At 72.7% G+C, this 19,167-nt stretch carries 14 protein-coding genes; 3 read left to right on the forward strand and 11 right to left on the reverse strand.

Features of this window, described 5'->3' with window-relative positions:
• Window positions 1–2 precede the first annotated feature (2 nt).
• The 10 genes from kynU to ACH4TG_RS34510 all read right to left on the reverse strand — a co-directional run bounded on the left by kynU (window position 3) and on the right by ACH4TG_RS34510 (window position 10,281).
• Entirely contained in the window at window positions 3–1,256 is a 1,254-nt protein-coding gene (kynU, locus tag ACH4TG_RS34465; protein WP_398246590.1) for a kynureninase, read from the reverse strand.
• The gene (locus ACH4TG_RS34470; protein ID WP_398246591.1) at window positions 1,249–2,085 is read right to left on the reverse strand and encodes a tryptophan 2,3-dioxygenase; all 837 of its coding nucleotides are present in this window, start codon (window positions 2,083–2,085) and stop codon (window positions 1,249–1,251) included. Before ACH4TG_RS34470 ends, kynU begins: the two co-directional genes overlap by 8 nt.
• Before the next feature lie 85 nt (window positions 2,086–2,170).
• Complete coding sequence (locus tag ACH4TG_RS34475; RefSeq protein WP_398246592.1) at window positions 2,171–3,046, reverse strand: DUF3152 domain-containing protein; 876 nt, start codon at window positions 3,044–3,046, stop codon at window positions 2,171–2,173.
• Window positions 3,047–3,269: 223 nt separating this feature from the next.
• Window positions 3,270–3,683 carry a DUF3151 domain-containing protein gene (locus ACH4TG_RS34480; protein ID WP_398246593.1) on the reverse strand — a complete coding sequence of 138 codons (414 nt, stop codon included), beginning with the start codon at window positions 3,681–3,683 and terminating at the stop codon, window positions 3,270–3,272.
• 74 nt (window positions 3,684–3,757) lie between these two features.
• On the reverse strand, window positions 3,758–4,780 hold the full coding sequence (fbaA, locus tag ACH4TG_RS34485) for a class II fructose-bisphosphate aldolase (protein ID WP_398246594.1): 1,023 nt from the start codon (window positions 4,778–4,780) through the stop codon (window positions 3,758–3,760).
• A 177-nt stretch (window positions 4,781–4,957) separates the two neighbouring features.
• Window positions 4,958–5,500 (reverse strand): orotate phosphoribosyltransferase, encoded by a 543-nt coding sequence (gene pyrE / locus ACH4TG_RS34490; RefSeq protein WP_398246595.1) that lies wholly within the window; start codon window positions 5,498–5,500, stop codon window positions 4,958–4,960.
• 90 nt (window positions 5,501–5,590) lie between these two features.
• Window positions 5,591–6,388: an aldose 1-epimerase gene (locus tag ACH4TG_RS34495; RefSeq protein ID WP_398246596.1), complete on the reverse strand. Its 798-nt coding sequence runs from the start codon at window positions 6,386–6,388 to the stop codon at window positions 5,591–5,593.
• Window positions 6,389–6,452: 64 nt separating this feature from the next.
• Window positions 6,453–7,352 carry a carbon monoxide dehydrogenase subunit G gene (locus tag ACH4TG_RS34500; protein ID WP_398246597.1) on the reverse strand — a complete coding sequence of 300 codons (900 nt, stop codon included), beginning with the start codon at window positions 7,350–7,352 and terminating at the stop codon, window positions 6,453–6,455.
• An 855-nt stretch (window positions 7,353–8,207) separates the two neighbouring features.
• Window positions 8,208–9,677 (reverse strand): spermidine synthase, encoded by a 1,470-nt coding sequence (locus ACH4TG_RS34505; protein ID WP_398246598.1) that lies wholly within the window; start codon window positions 9,675–9,677, stop codon window positions 8,208–8,210.
• Between the two features lie 82 nt (window positions 9,678–9,759).
• A complete protein-coding gene (locus ACH4TG_RS34510; protein ID WP_398246599.1) occupies window positions 9,760–10,281 on the reverse strand; it encodes a DUF2617 family protein in 522 nt (173 codons plus the stop codon).
• Window positions 10,282–10,679: 398 nt separating this feature from the next.
• Between ACH4TG_RS34510 and ACH4TG_RS34515 the strand changes: the two genes are divergently transcribed.
• From ACH4TG_RS34515 to ACH4TG_RS34525, 3 genes are all read left to right on the forward strand, one after another.
• The gene (locus ACH4TG_RS34515) at window positions 10,680–11,861 is read left to right on the forward strand and encodes a pyridoxal phosphate-dependent aminotransferase (protein WP_398246600.1); all 1,182 of its coding nucleotides are present in this window, start codon (window positions 10,680–10,682) and stop codon (window positions 11,859–11,861) included.
• A 114-nt stretch (window positions 11,862–11,975) separates the two neighbouring features.
• Window positions 11,976–12,248 carry a CopG family transcriptional regulator gene (locus ACH4TG_RS34520; protein ID WP_398246601.1) on the forward strand — a complete coding sequence of 91 codons (273 nt, stop codon included), beginning with the start codon at window positions 11,976–11,978 and terminating at the stop codon, window positions 12,246–12,248.
• Window positions 12,245–12,688 carry a PIN domain-containing protein gene (locus ACH4TG_RS34525; RefSeq protein WP_398246602.1) on the forward strand — a complete coding sequence of 148 codons (444 nt, stop codon included), beginning with the start codon at window positions 12,245–12,247 and terminating at the stop codon, window positions 12,686–12,688. Before ACH4TG_RS34520 ends, ACH4TG_RS34525 begins: the two co-directional genes overlap by 4 nt.
• A gap of 157 nt (window positions 12,689–12,845) precedes the next feature.
• On the opposite strand, the gene ACH4TG_RS34530 is transcribed toward ACH4TG_RS34525, so the two are convergent.
• On the reverse strand, window positions 12,846–18,203 hold the full coding sequence (locus ACH4TG_RS34530; protein ID WP_398246603.1) for a GH92 family glycosyl hydrolase: 5,358 nt from the start codon (window positions 18,201–18,203) through the stop codon (window positions 12,846–12,848).
• Between the last annotated feature and the right edge of the window lie 964 nt (window positions 18,204–19,167).

Here is a 19,167-nt window from a genome sequence, read left to right on the forward strand (position 1 = left end):
GGTTACGGCGTCCCTTCGAGGATGTCGGCCAGGACGCGTGCGGCGTGCAGCGCGTCGGCGAAGCGGGTGTAGAGCGGGGTGAAGCCGAAGCGCAGCACGTCCGGCCTGCGGTGGTCGCCGACGACACCGCGCGCGATGAGCGCGCGCATCACCTCGCCGGCGTCCTGGCAGCGCAGCGACACCTGGCTGCCGCGCTCGGCGTGTGCCTGCGGGGTCACCGACTCCACACGCCCGGGCGGGACCAGCGCACCGACGCACTCCAGGAAGAAGTCCGTCAGTGCCAGGCTCTTGGCCCGCACGTCGCCGAGGTCCACGCCGTCCCACGCGTCGAGGGCGCTGTCCAGGGCGAGCAGCGACAGGATCTCAGGTGTGCCGACGCGGCCGCGGAGCGCCCCCTCGGCGGGTGCGTAGGCCGGCGCCATGCCGAACGGGTCGGCGTGCGAGTTCCAGCCCGGCAGCGGCGAGTCGAAGCGCGGCTGCAGCGCGCCGCGCACGTAGAGGTACGCGGGCGAGCCGGGCCCGCCGTTGAGGTACTTGTAGGTGCAGCCGACGGCCAGGTCCACGCCGTCCGCGTCGAGGGCGACGGGCACGGCACCGGCGCTGTGGCACAGGTCCCACACGGCCAGCGCACCGGCGGCGTGCAGGGCGGCGGTGACGGCGGGCAGGTCGTGCAGCCGTCCGCTGCGGTAGTCGACGTGGTTGACCAGGGCGGCGGCGGTGCGCTCCCCCGCCGCCGCGCCGATCTCCCCGGCCGGGACGGCGCGCAGGGTGCAGCCGGTCATCCTGGCCGCGGACTCGGCGATGTAGCCGTCGGTGGGGAAGGTCGCGGCGTCCACCAGGATCTCGTCGCGTCCGTCCGGGGCCATCCGGACCGCCGCGACCAGCGCCTTGAAGACGTTGACGCTGGTCGAGTCGCCGACCACGACCTGGCCGGGGGCGGCGCCGACGAGCGCGCCGATGCGGTCGCCGATCCGCTCCGGGGCCGTCCACCAGCCGCTGCCGTCCCAGGAGCGGATGCCCAGCCGGCCCCACTCGCGGCCGACGACGTCGCCCAGCCGCTCCATGATCCGGGTGGTGGGCGGGCCGAGCGAGTTGCCGTCGAGGTAGACCTCGCCGGTGACCAGGTCGAAGCGGTCGCGGACCGCGGCCAGCGGGTCCTGCGCGTCCAGGGCGGCCGCGCGGCCTTCGAGGGCGGCGGCGTCCGGCCGGCCGGACGCGGGGTCTGCCGCGGGCGGCTGCGTCAGGGGCTCAGACATGGCTGCGGGCCGTCCACAGCTCGGGGAAGACGTTCTTGGCGGCGCGCTTCTCCAGCCAGGCCACCCCCGCGGAGCCGCCGGTGCCGGGTTTGGCGCCCATCGCCCGCCGGGTCGCGACGAGGTGGTCGTTGCGCCAGCGCCAGACGAGTTCGGCGACGTCGGTGAGCAGCTCGGCCAGGCGGACCAGCTCGGAGTCCTGGTCGGGGTCGGCGTACACGCTCTGCCAGGCGGCCTCTACCTCGGGGTGCGGCTCGTAGCGCAGGCTCGGGTCCCGCTCCAGCACCTCGGCCGGCACGGGGTGGCCGCGGCGGGCCAGCAGGCGCAGCACCTCGTCGTACAGGCTGGGCTCGGTCAGGGCCTTCTCCAGCTCGGCGTGCGCGCTGGGGGTGCCGCGGTGCGGCACCAGCATGGACGCGGACTTGTCGCCGAGCAGGAACTCCATCCGCCGGTACATCGCGGACTGGAAGCCGGAGCCCTCGCCGAGCGCGGAGCGGTACGCGTTGAACTGCGCGGGGGTGAGGTGGGCGATCGGCTTCCAGGAGGCGTTGAGCGACTCCAGCTCAGGCAGGCTGCGCCGCAGGGCGGCCACGGCCCGGGGGATGTCGTCCTCGCGCAGGGCGGCGGCCGCGGTGGTCCACTCGTGGACCAGCAGGGTGAACCACAGCTCCATGACCTGGGTGGTGACGAGGAAGGCCATCTCGCCGGGCTCGTCGGACAGCGGGTGCTGCAGATGGGTGAGGACGGACGCCTGTACGTAGTCCTCGTAGGGGGTCGTGCCCTCGAACGAGAGGTTCGGGGTCGCCGCCTCTTCGGTCGGTGCATCGGACATGGGATACCTCCAGAGCATGGCCCGGGGTCACCGGGCTGTGCCGAGATCATCTGCGGTCCTGGCCGATCCGGCAAGGCTTGCAGGATCAGGCAGCCGGCGGGCCCTGGATGTACCGGCCCTGGCTGTCGTACGGCCAGGCGTTGGCGAGGCATCCGTGCAGACCCTTGATCTGCTGCATCATCACGGGCGCGAGCTTGCCCGGGCCCGGACAGCCCTCGTGGCCGTGCCCGATGCGGTGGCCGACCTCGTGGTTGATGATCAGCGCCCGGTACTCGTCGATCGGCCCGTCGAACTCCGGGGAGCCGAGCATCCAGCGCTTGAGGTTGACCACCACGGTGGCGCCGACGTCGCAGTTGACCTCGCCGCGCGTGAGCAGGCCCGCCTGGCCGCAGATCGCGTCGACCGTGTCCGGAGTGGCGATCTTGATGACGAAGTCCGCGTACCCGGACGACACCAGCTGGAAACCGTCGCGCCCGTCGGCGGTCCAGCCGCGCTTGTCGGCGAGGATCGCGGCGATCTCGTGGGCGGCGGCGCTGGACGAGAGCTGGATGCCGCCCTCGACCTGGACCTTGTAGCGGCGGATGCGGCCCTGCCCCGAGGCGGCCCCGTCGGCCTGGGCGGTGGTGAAGGTGCCGCTGCCGTGGGTGGGGACCTTCGGGGGCGGCGGGGTCGTGGTGTGCGTGGGCGACGGGGTGGTGCGGGTGGGGCTCGGCGTGGACGAGGGCGAGGACGGCACGTCCGACGGGCTGCCCGCCGCGTCGTCCGACAGGTCGGCGGGCGCGGTGGTGGCAGTCATCGCGCTGCCGTCCTCGGCGGCGGCGGAGTCGTCGTGCCGGGTGTCCCACGCGGCGTATCCCACGCCGCAGCACAGGGCCACGGCGCAGAGCGCGATGAAGCCGGCTATCGAGGCACGGCGGCTGGACCGTCGGCGGCTGGGCTGACGGCGGCGTTCTCCGGCCAAGACTCCCCCTGGCGCGCAGCGGCGTTACCCGGCCCCGGCCCCCCGCGGCGATTGGGTGCTGCGCATCGACGTTCGTGACGCTTCTGCAGACGACGTGCCCGCAGACGACACGCCTGTAGACACCACGGGCCACCCTCGCACACAAGTACGTGGATATGCCAAGCGGCGGCCGACTGTCGCAAGACTGCGACATTCGACCGCCGCGCGGATCCGGCGCCGGAGGTCAGCCGAGGGTGTCGGCCGCCGTCGGGGAGCTGTCCCGCAGGAAGGCGGTGCAGCGCTCGTACTCTTCCTTCTCGCCGATGGCCTTCGCGGCGCGGGCCAGCGCGTGCAGGGCGCGCAGGAACCCGCGGTTCGGCTCGTGCTCGAACGGCACCGGGCCGTGGCCCTTCCAGCCGGCGCGGCGCAGCGCATCCAGGCCCCGGTGGTAGCCGGTGCGGGCGTAGGCGTACGACTCGACGAACCGGCCGGCCTCGAAGGCCTCGTCGGAGAGCTGGGCCCAGGCGAGCGAGGACGCCGGGAACGCGGCAGCGACCTCGGTGGGAGCGGCGCCGGAGGCGATCAGCTCACGCGGCCCAGGGTCGTCGGGCAGATGCGTCGGGGCAGGTCCCCCGAGCAGGTTCTCGTGAATGGACATGGGTTCCAGTCTGCCCCAGCAGCAGCGCGAAGGGCCCCCGGCATCTGCCGGGGGCCCACCTCGTATCGCTCTGTCTACTTGAGCTTCTTGCCCGCCGAGCCCAGGTTCTCCGCGGCCACGACGACGCGCGCGGCCATGCCCGCCTCGGCGGACTTGCCCCACACGCGCGGGTCGTAGGCCTTCTTGTTGCCGACCTCGCCGTCGACCTTCAGGACACCGTCGTAGTTGGTGAACATGTGGGCCGCGACCGGCCGGGTGAAGGCGTACTGCAGGTCGGTGTCGATGTTCATCTTCACGACACCGTTGGCCAGCGCCTCGTCGATCTCCTCCTGGGTGGAGCCGGAGCCGCCGTGGAAGACGAAGTCGAAGGCGCTGGCCTTGCCGTACTTCTCGGCGACCGCGTCCTGCAGCTCCTTGAGGATGCTCGGGCGCAGCACCACGTTGCCCGGCTTGTAGACGCCGTGCACGTTGCCGAAGGAGGCGGCCAGCAGGTAGCGGCCGTGCTCGCCGAGGCCGACCGCCTCGACCGTGCGGAAGGCGTCGTCGACCGTGGTGTAGAGCGACTCGTTGATCTCGTGCGAGACCCCGTCCTCCTCACCGCCGGTGGGGGTGATCTCCATCTCCAGGATGATCTTGGCCTTGACGGCCTCGGCCAGCAGCTCCTTGGCGATGGCCAGGTTGTCGTCGAGCTTCTCCGCCGAGCCGTCCCACATGTGGGACTGGAACAGCGGGTTGCGGCCCGCGCTCACCCGCTCCTGGGAGATCTTCAGCAGCGGCCGGACGTACCCGTCGAGCTTGTCCTTCGGGCAGTGGTCAGTGTGCAGCGCGACGGTGACCGGGTACTTCTCGGCGACGATGTGCGCGAACTCGGCGAGCGCCACCGCGCCGGTGACCATGTCCTTGTTGTACTGGCCGCCGAGGAACTCCGCGCCGCCCGTGGAGATCTGGATGATGCCGTCGCTCTCCGCCTCGGCGAGACCACGCAGCGCGGCGTGCAGCGTCTGCGAGGACGTGACGTTGATCGCCGGGTAGGCGAACTTGCCGGCCTTCGCGCGGTCGAGCATCTGGTTGTAGATCTCGGGGGTTGCGATGGGCATCGTGTCCGCTCCTCGTGGTTCTGCGGGTGGTCCTGCTGGCGTGGCGACGTCATCGTCGCCCTTATCTTCCCAGACTCGAACGGATACACCACCTCGGTGTTCTCCGGGCATACGACGACCCCCGGAGTGTTTCACGTGAAACACTCCGGGGGTCGCAAAGTCGCAGGTCAGAGCGGGTCAGGCCAGGTCGAGGTCGGCGAGCGAGTAGGCCGCCAGATACGGCAGGCCCGCCTCGGCGATCTTGGGCGCGGCACCGCGGTCGACGATCACCGCGACCGCGACGACCTCGCCGCCCGCCTCCCGGACCGCCTCGACCGCGGTGAGCGGCGAGCCGCCGGTGGTGGAGGTGTCCTCGACGACGAGCACCCGGCGGCCCTTGACGTCGGTGCCCTCGATACGCCGCTGCAGGCCGTGCGTCTTGGTGGCCTTGCGCACTACGAAGGCGTCGAGCCGCCGGCCGCGTGCGGCGGCCGCGTGCAGCATCGAGGTGGCCACCGGGTCGGCGCCCAGCGTCAGGCCGCCGACCGCGTCGAAGTCCAGGTCCGCGGTCAGGTCGAGCATCACCTGACCGGCGAGCGGCGCGGCCTCCCCGTCCAGCGTGATCCGGCGCAGGTCGATGTAGAAGTCGGCCTCGAGGCCGGAGGAGAGGGTGACCTTGCCGTGCACGACGGCCTTGTCCTTGATGTGCCGCACCAGGGCAGCACGTGCGTCGTCGCTCATGCCGTCGAGACTAACCGAGGACGCGGGGCCGCTCCGCCCGCCGCCGGGCGGGGGCGGCGGGCGATCGGCGGACGTGGGCCGGCAGGCGTTTCAGCCGATGCGGTGCCAGGCCCACTCGGTGGTGATCTCCAGCGGGTCGATGGGCGTGACCAGGCGCGGCAGCGTGTTCAGGCCGTTCGGCGGGCCGGACTGCGGCTCGACGCACACCGCCTCGGGCTGCTCGGTGTAGACCACCACCCACTGCGTGGGGCTGGTGACCTCGACGCGCATCTCGCCGGGCCAGGTCAGCGTGACGTCCACGCCGTCGGGCATGCCGAAGCAGTCGTCCCAGGGGCCCGGCTTGGGGTCGATGCGGTTGCCGTTGGGCAGGTGGTTGTCGCCGCGCTCCTCCTGCCAGGCGGCGCTGAAGGCGAGTTCGACGTCCTGGCCGCCCTGGCCCAGGTTGCGCAGCCACCACGGGTGCCAGCCGGCCTGCGCCGGGAAGGAGTCGCCGGCCGCCTCCACGCTCAGCGTCAGCTTCACGCTGTGCGGGGAGAGTTCGACGGTCTGGGTGACGCGGCCCGGGTAGGGCCACGGGTCGGCGAGGTCGTAGTAGTAGGCGGCCGTGGTCTGCGTCGCGGGCGCGGCCTCGTGCCAGGCGGAGTGCCGGCCGGTGCCGTGGATCGCGTGCGGCGGGGCGTCGACCGGGAGCTGGTGGGTGACGGTCCCGTTGCGGAACACCCCGTTCTCGGTCCTGCCGCACCACGGCACCATGATGAAGGCACCGAATTTGTCGCCCTGGCGCAGGAGTTCGGTCCCGCCGACCTTCAGCGAGGCGATCCGGCAACCGTGCTCGGGCTGCAAGGTCAGTTCGGCGTCGCCCGCCGTCAGCGTCGTGTCATTCTGCACACCCCGAGCCTAGCGGGCAGGCTCCGACCGCCCCACCCGGCGCACCCTTCCCACCTGCGGCGGATCACTTGCGGCGGCGCAGCACCCGGCCGACGACGACGGCCGAGGCGAGCAGGGCCGCGGCGGCCGGCGCGGCCCAGCGCAGGGTCGCACCGGCCGTCCCGGCGTCGGGCGCGGGCACCGGGGCGTAGCGGCCGCGCGGCGGGGCGTGGTCCACCTCCTCCGCGCTGCGGCCGATCATGGTGCGGCGCGCGTGGGCGGCCTCGGCGGGCGTCACCAGGTCGTCGAGGGCGGCGGCGCTCTCCGGGACCTCGACCTCCACCTCGACGAGTTCGAAATCCTCCAGGTCACCGGTGGGGACGGGCTCACCGTCGTCGTCCACGACGTCCGGCTCGCCGCCCTCCGGGGCCTCGTCGGACGCGTCCTCGGTGGCCTGCTCCCGCACGTCCTCGGGCCGGACGGCCGGCTCCTCGGCCTCCTCGTCCGCCTCCGGGGCGTGAGCGGCCAGCTCGGCGGAGAAACGGTCCAGCAGGCGGCGCACCGCGGCCTCCACGACCGCGTCCTCGTACGACGTCAGACGGCCGTCGGCCTCCGCGCTGCCCCGGTAGGCCACGGTGGTGCCGGGCTCCGGCTGCTCGGTGGCGGCCAGCGTCACCTCGATCCGGGCCAGCACCGTGCCGGAGCCGCGGACCTCCTCGCCCTGGGCCTCCAGAGTGAACGGGGAGGAGTCGCCTGTCAGCGTGACCGTGCCGCGGTAGGTGATGGTCGAGCCGGCGACGCGCAGGCGCAGGCGGCCGCGCGCGGTGGGCCCGTCCCCGCCGCCGGGCTCGTCGGCGGCGGGCACGTCCGCGGCGTCGGTGCGGTCGGGCTGCCAGCCCGGGAGGCACGCGGCCAGCGCGCCCGGAGAGCGGAGGGCGCGGGCCAGGCGGGCGGGCGGGGTCGGGACGAAGGACTCGTGCTCCATGCGGCGGAGCCTACCCAGGAGTGCGGGCGCTTGACGTTCCACGTCCCGGAGATTTTCCCGCCCGTAGTGCGGCTCCCCCGCCCCTACGGCACCCGGGCAGCCCCCGAGGGTGCGTCTCCGTCCAACGGTCCGCTGTGGCTGGTCGCGCAGTTCCCCGCGCCCCTGGCGGCATCCGGGGTGCCCCGCGGGGTGCTCTGCCGTCCAACGGTCCGCTGCGGCTGGTCGCGCAGTTCCCCGCGCCCCTGCGGGGTCTGGGGTGCCCCTTGGGCGTCGTTGCCGTCTGCGGCGTGCATCGTGGCTGGGCGCGGAGTTCCCCGCGCTCCTGGAGCATCGCCCCTCCGGGGCGGGGGTTCGGGGTGCCCCCGGGGGTGCGTTGCCGGGTGCCGCACCGTTGGGGCTGGTCGCGCTGGGGGCACCTCCCAGGCGAAGCGCTGGGGGACCCCGCACCCCTGTGCGTGGACGCCGTCCCAATTGCTTCCCGCAGACGGGGGCCGGGCCGGGAGGGGACGGTGCGGGAGTGTCCCCGCAGGAACTGTGCACACTCCCGGCCCACCCAACGGAGAAAGCCGCACGCACAGTTCCGAGGAGATACTCCCGTGGCGGCCCCGACCCCACCCACCGAAGGTGCACCGCCAGGGGCGCGAGGAACTGCGCGACAAGCCACAACGATGCCGCTCGACGGCAAAGCACCCCGCGGGGCAGCCCGGACCCCGAAGGGGCGCGAGGAACTGCGCGACCAGCCGAGACGGCGCGGCAGGCGGCAGAGCAGGCCTGGGGGCAGCGCGGGGGCAGCCCGGGGGCCGGGGGCGGGCAGGGACATGGCGGGGCTTCGTTGTCGGGTGACGCGCCGCGAGGCTAGAGGCGGGGGTGGAGCAGGGTCGAGGGAGGCGGAGGCGGAGTCCCGGGCGCGGGGATGCGGGCGACAGCAAGAGGGAGAGGAGCTCCGGCAAGGAGGAAGGTGGAGGGCGCGCAGGCCGGGCCGGGGGCCCGATAGGCCGCCGCACTGAGCCCCGCCGCCCGCAGAGTGGCCCGCACGGTCCAGAGCGCCCCGTCGGCGTGGACGGCGAGCCGGCCGCCGCCTGCCAGGACGCGGCCGGCCAGCCCGTAGAACTCCTGCGAGTAGTACTTGGCGGCCCGCGACTGCCCCGGCGCCGGCAGATCCGCCAGGATCACGTCGTAGCTGCCGCGCCCGGCACCCCGCAGCCAGTCGAAGGGATCCGCGGCCACCGCCCGCACCCGCGGATCGGCGAACACGTGCCCGTTCAGCGCGCCGAGCCCGGGGTCGGTGCGGCCCAGCCGGAGCAGACCGCGGTCCGCGTCGACCACCGTCACCTGCCGGACGCCGCCGCGCCCCAGCACCTGTCCGGCCACGACGCCGTCCCCGCCCCCGAGCACCAGCACCCGGGCGTGCCCGCCGCGCAGGGCGGGGTCGGCCAGCGCCCGCCCGTAGGCCGCCGCGCCGGTGCCGCACACGGCCAGCCGCCCGTCCAGATAGAGCCGCAGCGGGCGGCCGTCCCCACCGGTGAGCACGAGTTCCTGGAGCGGCGTCTGCTCGGCGACCCGTACGTCGCCGCCGTACACCGCCCGCCGCGCGGCCCGCTCGAAGGGCCCGGCGGCCCAGGCGGCGCCGCCCAGGACGGCGAGCACCAGCACGTTGGCGACCAGCAGTCGCCCGCGCTCGCGGCGCGTGAGGTCGGAGCGGAACAGCCACAGCACGACCGCCCCGCCGGCGACGGCGTTGACCACGCCGGTCGCCAGCGCCCCGGTCAGCTGCCCGAACCGCGGCAGCAGCAGGAACGGGAAGGCGAGGCCGCCGGCGAGCGCGCCCACGTAGTCCGCGGCGAACAGGTCGGCGACGGCCCCGCCGGCGTCCTGCCGTCTGATCCGCTGCACCAGCACCATCAGCAGCGGCACCTCCGCCCCGATCAGCACGCCGATCGCGAAGGCGCAGCCGACCATGGCCGGGCGGGCCTGCCCGTACCAGGCGAAGAAGCCGTAGAGGACCATCACGGACAACCCGCCCACCAACGCGAGCGCCGACTCCACGGCGGCGAACGCCGCGGCCGCGCGCCCCCGCAGCCGCTTGGCCAGCAGCGAGCCGCAGCCCATGGCGAACACCATCACGGACAGCACGACGGACGCCTGGGTGACGGAGTCACCGACCAAGTACGAGGCCAGGGCGACGAGTTCGAGCTCGTAGACCAGGCCGCAGGCCGCGCAGACGAACACCGCGGCCAGGATCAGCGCGCGCGCCGCTCCCGCGGGCACCGGCAGTCGTGCCACCCGCCGCGGAGGGGCCTGGGTACGGCCGTGCTGGTCGATCATGAGTGCACGCTATGTCAGGGTCTCGTCGCCGCCGGTCACCCACGGGAGGGCGATCCGGCGCCGGTTGACGGCGGTCGGGGGATCACGGCAGCACGCTGACCCGGGTGCGGGTCGCCACCAGCCGCCCCTCCTGCGGGTAGGCGTGCCACGTCCGCCAGCGCACACCGCCGTCCACGCACTGCACGAGCAGCGCGGTGAACGCGTGCGGATCGCCCGGGAACGTGCCGGCCAGGCCCTGCGGATGGTCCGCGACCAGTGCCAGCAACTCCTGGGCCCGGCCTGCGAAGGAGCCCTCCGACAGGGTCTCGATGCGCGCCGCGAACTCGTAGTCGAAGCCGCCCAGCCGGCGGGCCACGCCGAACGGCAGCGGCGCCTGGCTGCCCGGCAGGCAGGCCACGGTCTCCGAGCAGCCGTCGCGCCCGGCGTCGACGATCACCTGGTGGGAGGCGCCGAGCAGCCGTAACTCGACCTGGGCGCGCAGGCCCTGGCCGTCGCCGATCTCGACGTCGAGCACGGCGAGCGCCGGGAGGGGCTCCCTGCCGAGGCACCAGGCGAGATCACCCGCGCGGGTGTCGGTGTAAGTGGTGTGAAGGGTGGTGAGCATCGGGTCGGCTCCGCAAGCACGCTGGGGAACAGGCACGCACTGGAACACGCACGGGGGAGGTGGTCGGCCGTCCCGCACCACTCGGTGGACCGCCCGGCAGGCCTGTCGGCGGGTCTGCTGGGAGGCCGGGAGGATGCGTCGGCTCCTGCGCACGTGGGGTCCACGGATCCATGGGGGGACCCAGTGGGTGTCGAGCCCACGCAACCATGAAACGCGCGCCGTCCTCAGCGTTTTTACCCATCTGTGTGTACTTTCCATCCCTTGGAGCGCTTGTGGGCTCAGGTGTTCAGATGGGGCGTCCGCGGGGGTCCGCTCCGGTCGGCGAAGTACGCTCGACCGGTCGGAAGCGGGCGGCCGGGGCGGCTGCCGGGACGAACGCCGGAAGCGGGTGCGGACGCATGCGGGTCAGGGACAGGGCGCTGCTCAACCGGAGGCTGGACGGGCTCGGGACGACGATCTTCGCCGAGATGTCCGCGCTGGCGGTCGCCACCGGGGCGATCAACCTGGGGCAGGGCTTCCCGGACACCGACGGCCCGGAGGCCGTGCGGGAGGCGGCGGTGCGCGCGCTGCGGGACGGCCGCGGCAACCAGTACCCGCCCGGCGCGGGCGTCCCCGAACTGCGCACCGCGATCACCGATCACCAACAGCGCTTCTACGGGCTGGAGTTCGACCCGGACACCGAGGTGCTCGTCACCGCGGGCGCCACCGAGGCGATCGCCGCGGCCATGCTCGCGCTGCTCGAACCGGGCGACGAGGTCATCGCGTTCGAGCCGTTCTACGACTCCTACGCCGCGTGCATCGCGATGGCCGGCGGCGTCCGGGTCCCCCTGACCCTCCCCGCGCCCGGCTTCCGTCCCGACCTCGACGCGCTGCGGGACGCCGTCACGCCGCGCACCCGGCTGCTGCTGCTCAACAGCCCGCACAACCCCACGGGCATGGTCCTCACCGCCGACGAGCTGACGGCCATCGCCGAACTGGCCGTCGAACGGGACCTGTTGGTGGTCACCGACGAGGTGTACGAGCACCTGACGTTCGACGGCGCCGCGCACACCCCGCTGGCCTCGCTGCCCGGCATGCGCGAGCGCACCGTCACCATCTCCTCGGCCGGCAAGACGTTCTCCTTCACCGGCTGGAAGGTCGGCTGGGTCACCGGGACCGCGGAACTGGTGACGGCGGTCCGCACGGCCAAGCAGTTCCTCACCTACGTGGCCTCCGGGCCGTTCCAGTACGCCGTCGCCGAGGCGCTGGCCCTGCCCGACTCCTACTACCACGCGTTCCGCGACGACCTCCAGGCCAAGCGGGACGTCCTCGCGGCCGGCCTGACCGAGGCGGGCTTCCTCGTCCACCAGCCCCAGGGCACCTACTTCATCACCACCGACATCGCCGAACTCGCCCCCGGCACGGACGCCCTCGCCTTCTGCCGCGCCCTCCCCGAACGCTGCGGCGTCGTCGCCGTCCCCAACTCCGTCTTCTACGACCACCCCACCGCCGGCCGCACACAGGTCCGCTTCGCCTTCTGCAAACAGCAGGACGTCCTCCGGGAGGCCGCCGACCGCCTCCGCAAAGCCTTCAGCGGGTGAGCTGACGAGGACGGACGGTTGCCCGTACCGCTGGATCGCGCAGAACCTGGAGCAGCAGAGCCCCGCACGGGCCGGCACAGGTACCAGAGGTAGTACATGTGTTAGGTTTGGTACATGTCCATGAAGCGCACGAACGTCTACGCGGACCCCGAGGATCTGGCGATCATCAAGGAGGCCGCGGCGCGTCGCGGGATCAGCGAGGCGGAGATCATCCGCCAGGGGATCCACCTGGCGGCGATGGCGAATCGCGTCTGGGACGAACCGCTGTTCTCGCGGACCTTCGAGGGGTCCGGTCGGACGCCGGGCAAGGACGAGGTACGGGACACCGTGGCTGACGCCGTCCGACGCGAGTCCGGATCCGGGTCCGGGTCCGGGTCCGCCGCGTGATCATCGTCGTTGCGGATACCTCGGGGCTACTGGCGGCGCTCGACTCGACGCATCCGGAACACCGGGGAGCCGGTGAGGCACTCCTGGCCGCCGGCTTGCTCGTGATGTCTCCCCTGCTCCTGGCCGAGATCGACCACGTCGCCACCCGCGAGCTGGGCCGAGAGGCCGCGATGAGCGCCGTGGACGACATCCGGCGGTGGATGCGGGTGAGCAGGATCGTGGTGCCTGAGGTCACCGAGACCCATCTCGCCACCGCGCAGTCCGTGCGGGCCCGCTACCACGCCCTGGACCTCGACCTCGCCGACGCCGTGAACGTCGCGCTGGCCGCGGACTACGACACCGACGCCGTTCTCACCCTCGACCGCCGGGACTTCCGCGCCGTGCGCCCGCTGGGCCGGCACAAGTGCTTCCGCCTCCTGCCGGACGACCTGCCTTTGTGACCGCATGACCACGTGGACGAGGAGCCGGCCGGGTCACCGGCCGCGGAACTGGTGACGGCGGTCCGTAAGGCCAGGCACAACGTTCTGGGCGAAGCCGCCGGAAAAGAAGGGTGCCCGGCTCGCGGAGGGCGAGCCGGGCACCTGGTGGGAGAGGGGATCAGGCGGAGGCGCCCCCGGGCTTGGGGGTGCTGGTGGGAATCACCGGCGTGCGGTACGCCGGCGTCGCCTGCGGGTCGCCGACCTGCACGGTGGCCGTCGCCGGCGTCTTGGAGGACGCACCGGTGGCGGTCACGGAGTACCGTCCGGGCGCGGTGCCCGAGGGCGCCGCGACGGTCGTGTGGATCTCCCCGGCGGACGTCGCCGTCACGGTGACGGTGACCGCGGTGCCGGTGGCGAGCCGGACGGTGACCTTCTCACCCGCGGAGAACCCGCTGCCGGTGACGTCGAACGATCCCGCGCCCTTGCCGGACGAGGCCACCGACGCCTTCAGGGACGCCTGCGCCGCATCCGCGCCCACGGTCACCGTGAACGTGTACCCGGCGCTGGACTGCGAGTCCCACGCGATGACGTGCACCGTGTAGGTGCCCGGCTGCTGGTACGTGTGCTGGCCGGCCAGCGCGCCGGAGGAGCCGACGGTGACGTCCTCGGGCACCGTGCCGTCACCCCACTGCACCCGGGCCTGGTAGCCGTCCGTGCCGGGAACGCCGCCGGACAGCGAACCGAGGTCCGCGGTCAGGGCGTGGCCGGCGGACGCCGTCTGGTCCTTGGGCGCGGTGGCCGCCAGCCCGGCGACGGGCGTGCCGTCGTCGGCGATGGCGAACACGTGGATCCTGCCGACCTTCGAGGGGTCACCGGTCTGCGTCGGCAGGGTGATCGAGACGAGCTTCTTGCCGTCCGGGATCTGGTACGGGGCGGTGGCGAGCAGGAACGGCTGCGCGCTGTCCTTGGACGTCCCGGCCAGCCGGTACGCGGACTTGGCGACGACGATGTTGCCGTAGGCGGGCGTGCCGTTGGCGTTGCCGCCCAGCGTCCAGTCGCTCATCTGGATCGGGACGCCGGCGGTGCTGCCGTCGCTGAAGGTCGCGGTGGCGGTGGTGCTCTGGTTGCCCTCCGTCCCGGTGCCGATGAAGGAGATGCTCTTCGCGTCGTCCGGCAGGTTCAGCACGATCGTGCTGCCGTTGCCGGTCGCGTCGTCCGGCGCGCCCGCGGCGGTCACCGGAAGGGTGAAGTGCAGCGACGTGCCGGGGACCTGCTGCTGCTTGCCCGCCGTCACGCCGGCCGCGGCCAGCGCGGCGCGGGAGAAGCCGTACCCGACGGAGTCGCAGTCCGCCGCCAGCACCCCGTCGTCACCGATGCACGTGGTGTCGAACGCGGCCCGCAGGCCCGAGGCCGGCACGTAGGCGACCTCGACGCCGACCGTGGTGGACGACTGGCTGGTGCCGTCGGTCACCTGCACGCTCGCCTGGTAGTAGCCGGGCTTGGTGTAGGTGTGCGAGCCGGTGACGCCGGACACGCCCCGCGAACTCGCGGAGACCGTCCCGGCGGTGGCGGCCGAGCCGTCACCCCAGTTGATGGTGGCCTGGTAGCCGCTCGCCGTGCCACCGGTGATGGTGGCCAGCGGCACCGACACCGCGACGCCCGAGGTCGCCGGCACCGGGTTCTGCGCCGGGCTGACGCTCACGGTGCCGCCGCCGAGCTGGACGTCGCCGCCGGAGAGCAGTTCGATCTCGGCGAGGTTCGTCTTCGCGGCCCCGGCGGTCTTCGTCACGACCAGGCGGAACTGGGCGAACGTGCCGGGCTGGTCGATGGTGAACGGACGGGTCTGGTTGCGCCACGGGAACGTCTGGCCGGTGCGGGAGTCCACCGTGGTCCAGGTGATCCCGTCATCGGACCCCTGCAGCTTCCAGTCCTCGGGGTCGCCCGCGGCCGCCCCGGAGGTCAGGGTGTAGGTCGTCGGGGTCTGCTTGCCGCCGCGGTACGCCCAGGTGATCTGCGGCGTGCCGGTGGCGAACGTCACCTGCGTGGTCGAGGTGTCGTCGAACAGCTTGGACGCGTCCTGGCCGCCGTCGGCGGTCGCGGTGCCGAGCCCGGGTCCCGTGGTGTCCTGCAGCGGCTGGGGCACCGCGGCGCCCTTGGTCAGCGACGGCGGGGCGTCGTTGTTCGAGGTGCCCCACGTCGACGGCTTCGGGCCCATCTGGAAGTCGATGGTCCCGCCGTGCGCGAACACGGACGAGTCGATGGACGTGGTCTTCTGCTTCTTGCCGTTGACCGCCACGCTCTGCACGTAGACGTTGCTGGTGCTGTTGTCCTGCGCGTTGACCACGATGTCGCCGGTGCTGCGGTGCACCGTCATCTTGGTGAACTGCGGCGAACCGATGGCCCAGTTGGGCGAGCCGACCTGCAGCGGGTAGATGCCCAGCGAGCTGAGCACGTACCAGGCCGATGTCTCGCCGTTGTCCTCGTCGCCCGCGTAGCCCTGGCCGATCTCGTCACCGACGTAGAGCCGCTGCAGGATCTCCCGGACGATCGCCTGGGTCTTGGCCGGGGCGCCCGCGTAGTCGTACATGTACGGGATGTGGTGCGAGGGCTGGTTGCTCATGCCGAGCTGGCCCATCCGGACCGCCTGCGCCTCGACCATCTCGTGGATGGTGCCGCCGTAGCCGCCGGGGTGGTCGGCGTTCTCCGGGGTGGCGAAGAACTGGTCGAGCTTGTCCTCGAGACCCTTCTTGCCGCCGTACAGGTTGGCCAGGCCCTGGCCGTCCTGCTGCGCGGTGAACGCGTAGTTCCAGCCGTCGGTCTCGGTGTAGACGCCGCCCCAGTCCAGCGGGTTGCCGTTCAGGAAGTCGCCCTTGGCGGTGCGGCCCTGGAAGAACTTCGACTTGGTGTCGAAGAGGTTGACGTAGTCGCGGGCCCGCTGGAGGAAGTACGCGGACTCCTCCTTGAGCCGCTTGACCTCGGACTTCGGCGTCTTCGGGTCCTTCGCGAGCGCGGCGCCCATGTTGCCGATGCCGTAGTCGCTGATGAAGCCCTCGAGCGCCCAGGACACCGACTCCCCGGTGGAGGTCGGGGTGTAGCCGAGGAACAGCGAGGACTCGATGCCCTTGCGGCCCACCGCGCTGCGCCCGGAGGCGACCGTCGCGTCCTTGACGATGGCGTCGTAGGCGGAGAGCGGGTCGGGCAGCTGCACGCCGTTGAGGTACGCCTCGGCGAGCGCGTTGTCGGCGCTGGTGCCGGTCATGAGGTCGGCGTAGCCCGGGGACGACCAGCGGGCGATCCAGCCGCCGTCACGGTACTGCTGGACGAAGCCGTCGGCGATCTTGGCCGCGACGTCCGGGTACAGCAGCGAGTACGCGGGCCACACCGTGCGGTAGGTGTCCCAGAACCCGTTGTTGACGTAGATCTGGCCGTCGACGACCTTGGCGCCGGTGGTCGTCGCGGTGGACGTGCCGGTCGCCGCCGAGACCGGGCTGGCGTACTGCCAGTGCGGGGCGGCCGCGGTGCCGGTGTTCTCCGACTGCGAGTTGGGGTAGAGGTTCAGCCGGTACAGGTTGGAGTACAGCGTCACCATCTGGGTCTGGGTGGCCCCCGCGACCGAGATCCGGCCGAGGCGCTCGTTCCAGGCCGCGGTGGCCGCGGAGTGGATCTGGTCGAAGCTGCGCCCGGTGACCTCGAGGTCCAGGTTCTTGCGGGCCTGGTCGGTCGAGATGAACGACGTCGCGATGCGCATCGTCACCTGCGAGTTCGACGAGGTGTCGAACGTCGCGGAGGTGGCGGTGGAGGACGTCGGGGCGCGGTCGAAAGCGCCGGACACGAACATCCGGCTGCGGCCGGCGGACAGGCCGCTGCCGTTGTCGACCCACCCGGTGAACGTGCCGTCCGTGCCGAGGGTGAAGGTGCCGTTGAAGAAGACGAGGCTTCCGGTGGCCTGCCCGGACGGGAAGGTGAACTGCATGACGCCGCCGTGGTCGGTCGGCGACATCTGCGCGACCATGCCGTTCTGCAGCTTCACCCGGTAGTAGTCGGGGCGCGCGGTCTCGTCGGCGTGGCTGAACGCCAGGGCGCGGGTGCTCGGCGCTCCGGTGAGCGAGCCGCCGGCCGGCACGGGCATGACCGACATCTGGTCGCGGTCGCCCATCCACGGGCTGGGCTCGTGCGAGATCGCCAGGCCCTGCAGCGTCGGCAGGTTCGCCGCGTTGTTGCCCTGCTGGTAGGAGTACTCCCACGAGTTGGACGACGCGTCGGTGACCGGCGTGAAGAAGTTGAACCCGTTCGGCACCGCCGCGATCGGCAGGTTGTTGCCGCGCGAGAACGAGCCGGAGGCGTTGGTCCCGCGGCGGGTGTCGACGTAGTTCGTCAGGCTGGAGGCGTCGATCGGCGCCGGGTCCCCGGTGACGGTGAGGTCGTCGATCCAGCCCTGGAAGCGGGTCGCGGCCTTGGCCTGCGGGTCGTCGTAGGAGAGCAGGATCCGGTCGATCGTCTTGCCCGCGGCGACCGTGCCGATCTCCGAGGAGACCGCGTTCCACTGGTCGGCGTAGAGCACCTTGGAGGCGCCCTGCGCGGCGGCGGTGAGCTTGTAGCCGTGCTGGTCGACCGGCTTCAGCGCGCTCAGGTACGTCCCGTCGGTGAAGTGCAGGTCCACGGCGGCGAACTGCGACGGGTACTGGGTGTCGCGGCCGGTGAACTCCGGGAAGATCTTGTACGACAGCTGGGTCTTCGGCCCGACCGGGATGTTCACGTCGAACAGCTTGTTGGTGGCGGACGCCTCGCCGTCGGCCTGGGCACCGCCCGAGTACCGCAGCGAAGCCGTGCCGGTGAAGCCGGCGTTGGGCTTCATGTTGTAGCCGCTGACCGGGCCGGACCCGGACTTGGTGACCATCGGGGTGGCCGGCGGCACGGCGGTGGAGCCGTCGCTGATGTCCCAGTCGGCGAGCTGGACGAGCGAGTCGCCGGAGTTCGCCGTGACGTTCAGCCGGTAGTACGCGTAGGCCGTCGTGTTGGTGAACTTGTAGGTGTTGGTGGCGAACCGGCCGCTGAAGGTCACCCCGGTGCGCTTGTCCAGGTCCACCCAGGTGCTGCCGTCGGTGGAGCCCTGGAGGGCGAAGTCCTTGGGGTCACGCGTCGGCGAGTCGTTCGCGGAGGTCAGCGAGTACGTGACGACCGCGGCCGGCTTGGACAGCTGGTAGGCGACCCAGCCGGTCGGGTTGAACGCCAGCCACTTGGTGGAGGGGTTGCCGTCCTTGAGGTTCGCCGCGACCTCGCCGGGAGGGTTCTCGGCGCTCGCGGTCACCGCGGTGACCTGGCCGAGGAGGCTGCCGGGCAGGCCCGAGGGGCTCGTCCCGCTCAGGTTCTTCTGCAGCGGGTCGCCGTGCGCGTCGAGCTCGACGGCGTTCGTGGCGGGCTGCGGATCCGCCGACTCGAACGAGGAGCTGAAGGTGCCGGCCGCGGTCGCCGCGTGCGCCGCGGGTGCGACCGCGAGGGCCACCACCGGCAGCGCCAGGGCCGCGGTCGCGCTCACCCACCGTCTCAAGGACAGGAGGTGGGCAGGGGGATGAGGGGACACAACACTGCCTTTCGCTGGGAAAGTCGTCGCGGCTGTCGCGTGCCGCTGGAGGATGTCACGGCTGCCGTCCTCCGCCTGCGGCGGAGTTCGCGTCGCTGCTGCGGCTCGTGCGCCGCGGGGACAGTCGGGAAGGGCCTGGGCCGTCGTCGCCGGCCGGCGGCGTCATAAGCAAGGGCAGAGCTGTGAGGCCATACGGCAACTCCCGCGCGGTGAAGGGGTCGCGCGGCGGCGCACCCGAAGAGAAATCGCCGCTAGCGTTGCTCGCGCCGACAACGTTGTCAATAGCCACGAACCGAGAAGGTGCCTGTGTGCCGGATGTGGCGAGATTGTGCACACCCCGTGCGGGCCGGGCGAACTGCCCGCGGCCTGCGCCTTGGTGTGGGTGGGGCGGGTGGGACGACCGGCCGAAGTAGCCCAAATGGACAGGGCGGAGAGGGCGAAGCGGAACGCCTGCGGCGGGCGTTGCGCAGCCGTAGCCCGCACGCCACCGCGGCGCCCTCCTTCCCGGTCGACGACGCCCGGTCCTCGGCCGCTCCCGGCCCGGTGGCCGGAGCACCGGGCGGGGGTCCGTGAGGGACGGGCCGGGGGCCAGGGACGAGCGGGCCGGGGTCCAGGGACGAGCGGGCCGGGTCCCACGGCGGACGGGCCAGGGGCCGTGAGGGACGGGCCGGGTCCCACGGCGGACGGGCCAGGGGCCGTGAGGGAGGGGCGGGCTGGCGCGGGGCGGATGCTTCGGGCGCCTCGGGCGGCGCTGTTGATGCCGCAGCGGTTCCGCCGGTCGTCCCGGCGGGGCGCGGGGCGGCGCCTCGCCGTTGCCGGCGTTGGGCCGCAACTGGCGCGCGGAGCAGACCGCGTCGGGGCAGGCTGCCCCGCCCGGGCGGCGGACCCCGGCCCGGCGGTCGTCACGGCACCCGCCGTA

Source organism: Streptomyces sp. NPDC020917 (assembly GCF_044333795.1).
Taxonomy (GTDB): Bacteria; Actinomycetota; Actinomycetes; order Streptomycetales; family Streptomycetaceae; genus Actinacidiphila.